Origin of the sequence: Mucilaginibacter sp., assembly GCF_041660805.1 — a bacterium.
Lineage (GTDB): Bacteria > Bacteroidota > Bacteroidia > Sphingobacteriales > Sphingobacteriaceae > Mucilaginibacter.
On sequence record NZ_JBAZVP010000012.1, the window covers coordinates 125,424 to 137,554 of the forward strand.

Genomic DNA, 12,131 nt, shown 5'->3' on the forward strand with positions numbered 1-12,131 from the left:
TAATTATCTCCTAATACTTTTAAAAAACTAAGTTAAAACCGGCTGACAAGATCCTTGGGGTTGGCCCGGCGTTTTGCGGATCCCACAGATCCCAATCAGAAGCCACGTATGCATTGGTAGCGTTGATGAATATTTTAGCACTTTGCATACCTAAACGTTTAATAAGGCCCTTATCAAAATTATAACCAAATGATACTGTTTGCAGCCTTACAAATGATGCTTTGCGCCATACGTTAATTGTGGTACCCGATGAACCTGAGTTTAAGCGTGCATAGTCGTTTATTGGGTTATCAGGCGTCCAGTAAGGTAATACATATGAATTCATACGGGCAAAACCAACGCTGCCTGGGTTGTTTAAAGCTGCATTATACTGCCTTAACTGCCCTATGCTTGATACCAGCATAAATGAAAAGTCAAAGTGTTTGTAAAAGTTAAACTCATTACGTAATGACCATGTAAACTTAGGATTGGTTGAGCCCAGGAATTTTTTGTCATCATTTGTGAACTTAAAGTCGCCATTCAGATCCTGTAACTTAAAGTCGCCTGGTTTAGCACCATATTTTGCAGCTTCGGTAGCATCAGGTGTTTGCCATACGCCCAGGATATTATAGTCCCAAACAGCATTAATATCATGGCCAATAAACCAGCCGTTACCAATGTCATTATTCTCAACCATTGTGGTATTGCCGTTGACATCAGTAACCGGAAATTCGCCATACAGGTGAACAATTTTATTACGGTTAAGGAATAAAACGCCGTTAGCATTCCAGTTAAAGTTTTTGCTTTTAATTATTCTTCCGTCTAATGAAAGCTCAAAACCTTTATTATTAACCTCTCCTATGTTTGATAATAAGCTGGAGTTATTTGCCCCACCTGGGATAATGTTTACAGCATTAAGCCCCTGAATTGAAAGCAGCTTACGATCAACGATCATATCAGTGGTTTTACGGTTGTAAACATCAATTGATCCGCTTAAACGGTTATTTAAAATAGTGAAGTCTAAACCGATGTTAGGGCCTGTGGTTTTTTCCCATGTCAGGTCTGCATTTTGTAACGAACTTGCATAAATAGCACTGTTGTTAGTTACTACTCCTGACCCGCTAACTGTTGGATATTTTGGTGTGCTTAATACCGCTAATGCCAATGATGGATCCGCTGTCCCGGTTGCTAAACGGTTACCGTTTGAACCATAGCTTAAACGTAGTTTACCATAATTAAGCCATTTGAAAAAGTCAGCTTTCATGAATGCTTCATCGCTGAATATCCACGCTACAGCACCTTGTGTATAGGTTTTACGTGGAAATTTAAGACCGAAAGGCGAGAAACCATCACGACGGACTGATGCTGTTACCATATACCTGCCTAATAAGGTATAGTTTAAACGGCCCATTAAAGCGTCGGCGTTGTATATACGGTCATCACTACTTTCAATAGGCAGTGTACCGGCACCAATATTATGGTAACCTAAAATATCACTTGGGCTAAACTGAGAGTTGTTTGTTCTTGTATACCAGGTTTGGTATTTCTCTTTGTTAAGCAAAAAGGTTGCATCAAAGTTATGGATACCAATGGATTTATTCCAGCTCAGGATATTATCAAGGTTATACCTGTAACGGTTTTCCATTGAACGGTAAGCCGTACCGGTAAGTCCTCCTACAGCAATTTCATTAGGGTTTGCTCCGGGCCTGAAAAAGAAGTTACGATATGATTCTATCTGCGGAGAAAAATTCAAAGTATACTTTATACCAAACGGAAGATCAACTCTTGCAAAAAGGGTTGAAAATAAAACGTTTTGAATAGCTACGTTATCGTTATATTTTCTGCCTAAAAATGGATTACGCTGATTTAAACCGCTATCGTCTGTATCTATACGGCGTAATGAGCCATCAGCATTGTACACATCCCCGTATGGTGATGAATTAATGATCTGGTTCCAATCTGCCTCGTAGTTATCAACCGCCGGGTTACCGAATGGATTGCTTGAAGCACTTTCATCACGACTTGCAAACTGCGCGTTCAAACCAATGGTTAAAAACTTAGCCGCTTTGCCTTCAAGGTTTACACGAAAACGACCGTCAGTATATTGGCCACCTTGAATCAGATTTTGATTTTTGGTGTAGTTGCCAGACATGTAGTAGCTAAAGTTATCCGTTTTGCCTGATAAGCTGGCAGTGTAATCCTGGCGGAAACCGTTGCGGAAAATAAGTTTTGACCAATCGGTTACTTTACCTGCCTGGTAGTTTGCAATCTCATTATTAAACAAACCTAAACGCTGCAACCAAACAGTAGTTGGGTCGCCGGTAGCACCGTTCATGAATTGCGCTAAAGTTACGCCTTCAGGTAGTTTGTTAGGATCGCTATAATAGTAATATGGATTGGCTGTATTAGAGCTTCTCTGGCCATCCGCACGCCAGTTTAAAAAAGCTTCGCCTGTGTAATATTTTTGATTTTGTAGTAGTTGAGCAACGCCAAAATTGCCATTCAGGGTTATCTGAGGCGGGCCGTTTTTACCTTTTTTAGTAGTAACGGCAACAACACCACCTGCTGCGTTAGCACCGTAAACCGCAAGTGCAGCCGGATCGCGCAGTACATCTACCCTATCAATATCATTTGGGTTGATATCAGCCAGCTGGCCGGGATAAATAACACCATCTAATACAATTAAAGGGTTATAACTGCCAGAAAGCGAAGCCCTGCCACGCACTACAAGATCGCCGGCACCGCCGCCTTTTGCAGACGTATTTAAACCTACCGAAATACCGGGAATACTACCCCTGATGATATCGGTTACGCTGGTTGGGTTATCATTTTCAAATTTATCAGCCTTTACGCTGGATATTGCGCCGGTAACATCTTTAACCGCGCGGGTACCGTAGCCTATAACCACAACCTCATCTAATTGCTTGTTATTATCAAGCAACGTTATATTAATTATTGTTTGGTTACTTACGTTAACCTCTTGCGTTGCAAAACCAATACTGGTGTATACCAGCGTTGCATTTGCAGGTGTGTTTATACTGTACTTACCGTTAACGTCTGAAGCTACACCATTGGTAGTTCCTTTAACCCTTACGGCTACCCCCGGTAATGTTTCGCCCTTGTTATCCTTAATAACACCGGTAACGATGGTATTTTGCGCAAAGGAGAGCGTACAGGTGGTTATTAAAATACAAATGAGAAGAGTAATTTTTTTTTTCATAATTTTTTGTTTGATCAATTGAATTGGTTTTAAAAAGTTAGCTATCCATAAACCTGGTTTATGACATACAGCGGGGGATCACAGCATCTCTGTCTATTGGTGATTTAAGAAAATTAAGTTATTCTGGTCTTGTTAATTGGCAGGTCAAATCAAACAATTCCAAATCGATAAAACAAATGGAATTATTTCATAAAATACTGATAATAAGTAAGTTATTTATTTTTCGATACGCTTAATGAACAACATTAGCGTTTTACAACCTATTTATTTGACAGGTGTTTATATGTAATACACACTAAAGGAGGGTAAATGGTGATACGCTTTATGAACAATTAAAAACCATCAGAAATTTTTACGATAACGTTTTCGGTAAAATGAATAAATCACTCTTAGTTTATCGGAATTTTCACCTGTAACTTACAGATATTTAGACGGGTATACTTGTAAGGAAAGCCTATAAATAAGTTTTTTACCCGGCATTTGTTAAGGCCGGTACTTTATTAACAACCTTTATGTTTATGGGATCAAAAGCACCATAAATGGACTCTCTTAGAACGAAAATATTGCCGCATTGTATTATTTACGAATTCAGCAACACAGATAGGAATTAAATATCTCTTATTATTAATACTCAACCAATAGCTGGTAATAATTTCCAGAATAGCATTATAATTTACCATTATCAGTAAATTAAATACTAAAAATTAAAACAAAGAGTAGTCATATCATCTTATTAATAGGAAATTAATAATATTTTCACAGACGAAACGTTATGTAAATTAATTCGGTATCAGTTAATTATACTATAAATTCAACTGTAATTATTACTCTTTCAGTTAATTTCCCTAAGCCTAATAATTTAGCTATTCAATATTTTTTTTTTAACTATTAATTATTTATCCATGAAAAAAAGTCTACTAACGGCTTTGTGCATTCTATGGTTATCTGCAATGCAATTGTTTGCACAAAACATTTCCGTATCCGGAAGGGTTACGGCTAAAGAAGATGGTCTACCAATCCCCGGAGTAAGTGTGGGGATCAGGGGGACAACAACCGGTACACAAACCACTACAGATGGCAGGTACACCCTATCTGTACCAAGTGGTGTTTCTTTAACATTTAGCTTTATTGGTTATGCCACACAAACGCTCCCCGTTACCGGCCCTACCCTAAATGTTATTTTAACTTCAGAAAGCAGGCAATTGGGCGAAGTACTTGTAACAGGTGCACTTGGCCTTACCAGAACTCGTAATCAGCAGGCCTATGCTGCCCAGCAGGTTTCAGGAGACGAGGTTAGCAAAACACGATCATCAAACTTTGTTGAAGGATTATCAGGTAAAGTTGCTGGTTTGGAAATCAGGCAAAACAATGGCCTGGGCGCTTCAACTAACGTGGTTATCCGTGGTTCAAAATCTATTTTTAACTCCAACCAGGCATTGTTTGTGGTTGATGGGGTCCCATTTAATAATGGCGCGCCGTCAGGCTCTACAATAAACTCATCCGATCAAAGGACAGGGCGCGGAGGGTATGATTACGGTAGCCCTGTACAGGATATCAACCCAGACAATATTGAGTCTGTTACGGTTTTGAAAGGTGCCGCTGCCAGTGCGCTATATGGTTCACAAGGTGCAAACGGTGTAATTTTGATCACTACTAAAAAAGCCAGAAAAGGGTTTGGCATTGTTGTTAACGCCAATGTTGGGGTTGGGTCAATTGATAAGTCTACCTTTCCAAAATATCAGAAAGAATATGGTGGTGGCTATGGCCCTTATTATGAGGACCCCAGCGGGTATTTTTGGTACAGGGATGTTAATGGCGATGGTACACCTGACCTAATTACACCTTTAACTGAAGATGCATCGTACGGTGGAAAATTTGATCCCAACCTGAAAGTTTACCAGTGGAATGCCTTTTATAAGGGCCTGCCAACCTTTGGACAAGCTACTCCATGGATGGCCGCTGCAAATGATCCATCAACATTTTTTGTGAAACCGATTACCAATAGCCAAAGTATTTTTATCACCAATGCCGGCGATAACGGATCATTTAAGCTGGGATATACACGTAATAATGACAATGGTATATTACCTAACAGTAACATCCAAAAAAATGCGGTCAATTTTTCGGGCACCTATAATATTACCAGCAAATTATCTGCAGGAGCTTCCATTGATTATACCCGTACCGATGGTTTAGGCAGGTATGGCACAGGCTATTCATCTGAGAATACTTTAACCAACTTCAGGCAGTGGTGGCAAGTAAACAATGATATTAAGCAATTAAAAAACGCTTATTACAACAGCCTTGCACAAGGTGAAAATGGTAACGCTACCTGGAACTTAAGCGACTTTAATGATCCTACGGCCATTTATTGGGACAATCCATATTTTAGCCGTTATCAAAACTATGAAAACGATACACGTAACCGTTACTTTGGTAATATTTTTGCCAATTATAAGCCTACCAGTTGGTTAAATATTTTAGGCCGTGTTACTGTTGATAACTGGAACCAGTTGCAGGAAGAAAGAAGGGCGGTTGGTACAACAGGTGTATCAAGTTATTCAAGAAGAAATACCGGCTGGAACGAAACAGATTATGATTTGATTGCCAGTGTAAACAAAAATATCAGTACCGACTTTAATCTGAAGGCAGTTGCCGGTACAAATATCAGAAAACAACGTTATCAGGATATTTATGCAATTACAAACGGCGGTTTAATTGTACCTCTTATTTATACGTTATCAAACTCAAAAAACACACCAGATGCTCCTATAGAGGCCGACCAGCGCAGAGAAGTTAACGGTATTTACGCCGGAGCAACATTAACCTGGAAAAATACCTATACAATTGATGGTACTTTAAGGCGTGATGTTGCCTCAACCCTGCCCAAAGGCAATAATACCTACTATTACCCGGCGGTTTCCGGAGGTTTTGTTTTCTCAGAGCTTCTAAAAGATTATAGCTGGTTATCATACGGTAAATTAAGGGCCAACTATGCCGAAGTTGGTAACGATGCCCCTATTTATAGTACAATTGATACCTACACCATTGGGACACCTATTAATGGGTCCCCGCAGGCAACCGTGGGCACTACTAAAAACAACCCGCAGTTAAAACCAGAACGTACAACAAGTTCTGAGTATGGTTTAGAATTATCATTCTTTAATAACCGCCTTGGTTTTGACGGAACCTATTATGTTAATAAAACGGTTGATCAAATCATACCGGTTACAATTTCGGCGGCAACCGGATACAGCGCAGCATACCTTAACTCAGGAACTGTACAAAATAAAGGTATTGAGCTTTCATTAAACGGCACACCGTTCAGAAGCAAAAACTTCTCATGGCGGGTTGATGTAAACTTTACTAAAAACAACAGTAAGGTACTTGAGCTATTTCAGGATGCAACAGGCCAGCAGGCTCAAAATCTGCAAATTGGCACGTTCCAGGGCAATGTTACTATCAACGCAACTTTAGGACAGCCTTTAGGAACTATACGAGGCACCGATTTTGTTTACCTGAATGGGCAAAAGGTGGTTGATGCCGATGGTTACTATATGCAAACCAATACTGCTAATAATGTAATTGGTAACAGTAACCCTAAATGGATAGGCGGCATTAATAACAGTTTCAGGTATAAAAATCTTACTTTGAGCTTTCTGATAGATATCAGAAAAGGTGGCAGTGTTTTCTCTCTTGATACTTATTACGGGTTTGATACTGGTTTGTATCCAGAATCAGTTGGCTTAAATGATAAGGGTAACCCATCCCGTAGCCCAATTTCAGAAGGCGGCGGTGTCATTTTAAAAGGTGTTACCGCAGATGGCCAACAGAATACTACCCGTGTTGAAAATACCGGATCAGGCTTGTATGGTTATGAGTTTAACCCTAATGCGGCCTTTGTTTATGATGCGGGCTATGTTAAATTAAGGCAGGCACAAATTTCTTACAGTCTTCCGCAAAAATTGGTATCAAAATTTGGGCCGGTTAAAGGTATTGACCTTTCCCTTATAGGGCGCAATTTGTGGATAATCCATAAAAACCTTCCCTATGCCGACCCAGAGGAAAGTTTAAGTTCAGGGAATTTACAAGGGTATCAGTCAGGAGCTTATCCAACTGTCAGAACCATTTCACTTAATGCCAAAGTAACATTTTAACAATTACGTTGATGAAAAAATTTATTATAGCAGTGTTGCCGATACTTTTGCTCGGCGCCTGCAAAAAAGATATAACCAGCCTTAACACTAATCCCAAGCAACCTCAATCGGTTCCTGGTGAGGCTTTATTCACAGAAGCGCAAAGATCATTAACCAATGAGCTTGCATCTTCAAATGTTTATTTAAACACCTTCAGGCTTATTGAACAGCAATGGCAAGAAACCACATATATTACAGAAAGTAACTATAATATTAAAGATAATGCCATACCGGATGGCATTTGGACAGCCTACTACCGCGATGTTTTAGAACCATTTGAGCAAGCTAAAAGCACCTTTACAAATACCCCCACTCTAGCGGCGGGTACAATAAAAAACAACATCGCTATTAGTGATATTATGCAGGTATACACCTACTACTATCTGGTAACAACCTTTGGTAATATACCGTATACAGATGCGCTTAACATCGATAATAAATTCCCTAAATTTGATGATGCAGCTACCGTTTACTCGGCGTTGTTAACCAGGTTGGACGCCGATATAGCTAATCTTGATGAAGCAGAAGGCACCCTGGGGGAAGCAGACCAGATATACGGTGGTGATATACCCAGCTGGAAAAAGTTTGCCAATACATTTAAGCTAAAAATGGGTATTACCTTAGCTGATGCCGACAATGCAAAGGCAAAAACAGTTGTTGAAGCAGCTGTGGCAGCAGGTGTATTTACAAGCAATAGTGATAATGCTAATTTTAAATATGCATTAAATCCGCCAAATACTAACCCAATATGGGTTGACCTTGTACAAAGTGGCAGGCTTGATTTTATTGCCTCAAAAACCATTATTGATAATTTAAAAACAACTGCCGACCCAAGGCTTCCGTTATTTTTCACTACTGATGCCTCCGGTAATTACTCTGGTGGTGTACCGGGCACATCAAACAGCTATTCCGCATTTTCAAAACCAAGCACAACTTTAACCGCTCCAAACTTTCCTGGCTTGCTATTGGATTATGCTGAAACTGAATTTAATTTAGCCGAAGCTGTTGAAAGAGGTTATAATGTTGGTGGTACTGCAGCCAGTCATTACGCAAACGGCATAACTGCTTCTATTACTTATTGGGGTGGTAGTGCTGCTGCTGCTACAGCTTATAGTTTAAAACCAACAGTAGCCTATGCTACTGCAGCCGGTAATTATAAACAAAAGATTGGATATCAAAAATGGATTGCTTTATACAACCGCGGTTGGGATGCCTGGATAGAAACCAGAAGGCTTGATTATCCATTACTTCCTGCACCGGCAGATCCGGTAAGCGATTTCCCGGTGAGGTTTACCTACCCGGTTAACGAGCAAAACGTAAATACTGTTAATTACAATGATGCATCATCAAAAATTGGCGGAGATGAAGTAACAACCAAACTATTCTTCGACAAAAACTAATTACCTATATTATAAAAGGAGTTACCGGGTGGTAACTCCTTTTTATTTGTACAACCTTTGGAATTTGGAATGGTTGTAAGGACTATATAATGAATATTATATTGACGAATTCCATTTTTTTGATGATCGTTATTAACTGTGGAAAAGCGAAAACACCTCCTCCAACCATGGTGGCAGCGGAATAATATCCCGGCCAAACTATTCCTGATTATCCGCCGAAGTAAAAAAATCAATCGCAAATTTGCCTGTTATTTTCCTTTTATGTGCAATTACCGGATACTCCCGTGCAATTTGCCAGCAAATAATAGGGTTTGCAAAACAGCGGTAGCAGTATCTGTTATTTGGCCGTTAAGGATATCGTTCTAAGTTGGTATTGAACTTATTACATTAATATATATTCTTGAATTTATTACAATACACCTCCTTAAAATACATTATCTTGCACAACCCATTCTTATAATAATCAAGTGAACGCGACGGCAAAAAGCATATTAAAAAAGTTTTTAAGTTTATGTGTTGTTATCAGGTATTTTAACAAGGTCAAAAGACCCTACCTATATTATTATAGGGATACCTACTATTGCAAGTTAATACAACTTACTTATTTCATAAAAGACTATGTGACCAAGCCCAAATACAAAGAAATCTCCTATCACGGAGAATTTGGTACGGAAATTATGTTTGCATTACCTTTTGCCTACTGGCATTATAAAAATAAAACCTTAAAAAGCACTAAATCTTCTAAATTCACTAAAGAACTTTACTTCTTTTCTGAAAATCATGAGGAATGTTTTGACAAAAGAAACAATGAGGGGAATAAAAATGCGGAAATACCAAGGATCCTGTTTAGCCAGGATTATGATATAAGTAAGTGGGAACGTGTCCCCTTAAAAGAAAAATACGCAAATGATATATTCGTTTTTGAAAAACCTATTTTAATTATAGCTAACAAATACAATTCTGAATGGGGCGGCCCGCCTATAAGCTTTTTTAGTACTGAATTGTTAAGCTTTATTATTGACAATCTTAAAGATAAATACACAATTATATACAGCAGACCCCAACCTCAAAATATCACTATCGACGAAAACGACACTTATGAACTTTTTGACCTGGAATTTCTATCGTCAAACTATCCGGAAGTAATTCATTTAGATGATCTTTATTCGAAGAATAAAAGCAAGGTCAATAATTTCAACCATCTGCAATTAATGGTTTATGCCAATGCGGATAGATTTATCTCTATACACGGCGGTACGGCATCATTTGCCAGTTATTTTGGGGGGATAAACTTAATACTTTCAAAACAAGGTGTGGAACACTACTTTGGATGCTTCCATAAATTATTCCCGCAACTTTCCGGGGCCCGTATCTTACACGCCAAGACCGATGATGAAGTTAAGAAGTACGTTACAGAATATTTTGTAAATGGCTAATAAAGAGCACGGTTACTGGCTAAAGTCAGGTTTAATTAATATCATACAAAACTTTACAGGTGTTTTATTTGCCGTAGGGAGTTTTTATATACTTGTAAGGCTTTTAAGCAAGCATGAATTTGGTGCCTGGACATTGTTTATGTCCTATACTACCATTTTAGAATTAATAAGAGGGGGGCTAATTCAAAGCGCATTAGTTAAATTTTTATCATCAAGTGTTGCTGAAGAGCATTCAAAGATCTTTACCGCTTCGTTTATCATTAACACCGTACTAACCATACTCTGTGTCATCATTAATTTGCTGATAGGTAACACATTAAGCAAGCTGTGGAACGCGCCAGAACTCACACTTCTGTTATACATATATAACATTTCTTTTATTTTAACGGGGTTGCAAACACAATTTAATGCTGTGGCATACGCCAATTTAAAGTACAAGGGCATTTTTTACAGCACCTTCTCCCGCCAGTTTATATTCTTTATATTTCTGGCTGTTTGCTTACTATTGAAAATACATATCAACTTAGTTTACCTGGTATATGTTCAAATTGTTGGAATATTACTGGGTACGCTAATAGCCTATGGATATGTTACTTCCTTCTTAAGCATTAATTTTAACCATTGTTTGGACTGGATAAAAAAGTTGTTAAATTATGGTAAATATACTTTTGGGTCCTCGTTAAGTTCTATGCTTTCCCAAACTATGGACCAAATGATGCTGGGCGCGATGATTTCGCCTGTTGCTTCAGGCACTTACAATATCGCAGTCAGAATTACTAATCTCATTGAAATACCAACCTCTGCCGTTGCTGTGATCGTATTTCCTCAGAGCTCTAAAAGGATGGAGACCCAGGGTAAAAGTTCCGTTAAGTACTTATATGAAAAGTCTGTAGGAACAATTCTTGCGTTAGTGATCCCTGTTGTTATATTTTTATATTTCTTCGCTCAATACATTGTCCGGATCCTTGCAGATGCAAAATATGATGAGTCCATTCCTCTGCTTAAAATCACCTTGTTATACTGTTTATTTGTTCCGTTTGGCAGGCAGGCGGGCACTATTTTACAGTCAATTGGAAAGGCCAGGGCCACTTTTTTTATGGTCATATCAACAGCTGTAATGAATTTAGGCTTAAATTTTATCTTTATATTCTACTTCGGTTTGATAGGTGCGGCTTATGCAACGTTGTTATCGAGCTTTATCGGATTTGTTATTTCTCAAATCTATCTGAAAAGAATATTGGATGTTAACCTATTAAATTGTTTGCTCTATGCCTTTAAGTTTTACCCCGAGCTGTATGATAAATATGTTAAAGGGTTTAGTTGGCGTGGCCGCACAACCAGGTAGCAGTATAACCGGCAATAAAATACTTACGCTTTCGCATTAAGCATTTTTTGTGATCTTACTGATTATACTACTCTGCTTTTAATCATATTTGCTAATTTCTGCCATGGTAAAGTTGGCCGAACCAAAAATGTTTCCCTTTTGATTTAAACGCAGATTGAAATTTTGGTAAAATTAAAAACGGCCTTAACGTTATGTTAAAGCCGTTTTGCTCCAGGCATTTAATAATCAAATATATTTTACTCCCAAAGTTAAGTATGGATGACAACTTAACTACTGCGTAATAGTAATTGTTCCCAAGTCTTTAACGGAACCATTGACTACTGTAATATTATCCATGATTTTAACAGCATAAGGGCTTACAGGTGTAAAGTTGACCTGGTAAGTGCCTGCAGCTAATCCGGGGAAATAAAATTTGCCGGTAGCGTCAGCAACGGTCCCTACGGTATCGGTCCCCATAATAGCGTAAATTTTTGGATAAGCGGCATCAGGTGTAACTACCCCGGTTAACGCGCCGGATACGGCTTGAGGAATAGCCCTTATCACCGGTTTCAGGTT

At 38.6% G+C, this 12,131-nt stretch carries 5 protein-coding genes and 1 pseudogene; 4 read left to right on the top strand and 2 right to left on the bottom strand.

Going from position 1 to position 12,131, the window contains the following annotated elements:
- Nucleotides 1–19 precede the first annotated feature (19 nt).
- Nucleotides 20–3,199 carry a SusC/RagA family TonB-linked outer membrane protein gene (locus tag WC743_RS16245; RefSeq protein ID WP_373013504.1) on the bottom strand — a complete coding sequence of 1,060 codons (3,180 nt, stop codon included), beginning with the start codon at nucleotides 3,197–3,199 and terminating at the stop codon, nucleotides 20–22.
- 902 nt (nucleotides 3,200–4,101) lie between these two features.
- Between WC743_RS16245 and WC743_RS16250 the strand changes: the two genes are divergently transcribed.
- From WC743_RS16250 to WC743_RS16265, 4 genes are all read left to right on the top strand, one after another.
- Entirely contained in the window at nucleotides 4,102–7,356 is a 3,255-nt protein-coding gene (locus tag WC743_RS16250; RefSeq protein WP_373013505.1) for a SusC/RagA family TonB-linked outer membrane protein, read from the top strand.
- A gap of 11 nt (nucleotides 7,357–7,367) precedes the next feature.
- Nucleotides 7,368–8,795: a SusD/RagB family nutrient-binding outer membrane lipoprotein gene (locus tag WC743_RS16255; RefSeq protein WP_373013506.1), complete on the top strand. Its 1,428-nt coding sequence runs from the start codon at nucleotides 7,368–7,370 to the stop codon at nucleotides 8,793–8,795.
- Nucleotides 8,796–9,415: 620 nt separating this feature from the next.
- Entirely contained in the window at nucleotides 9,416–10,231 is an 816-nt protein-coding gene (locus tag WC743_RS16260; RefSeq protein ID WP_373013508.1) for a hypothetical protein, read from the top strand.
- Entirely contained in the window at nucleotides 10,224–11,576 is a 1,353-nt protein-coding gene (locus WC743_RS16265; protein WP_373013510.1) for a flippase, read from the top strand. Before WC743_RS16260 ends, WC743_RS16265 begins: the two co-directional genes overlap by 8 nt.
- 270 nt (nucleotides 11,577–11,846) lie before the next feature.
- On the opposite strand, the pseudogene WC743_RS16270 reads toward WC743_RS16265, so the two are convergent.
- Nucleotides 11,847–12,131, bottom strand: a pseudogene (locus WC743_RS16270) (hypothetical protein); the annotation flags it as partial.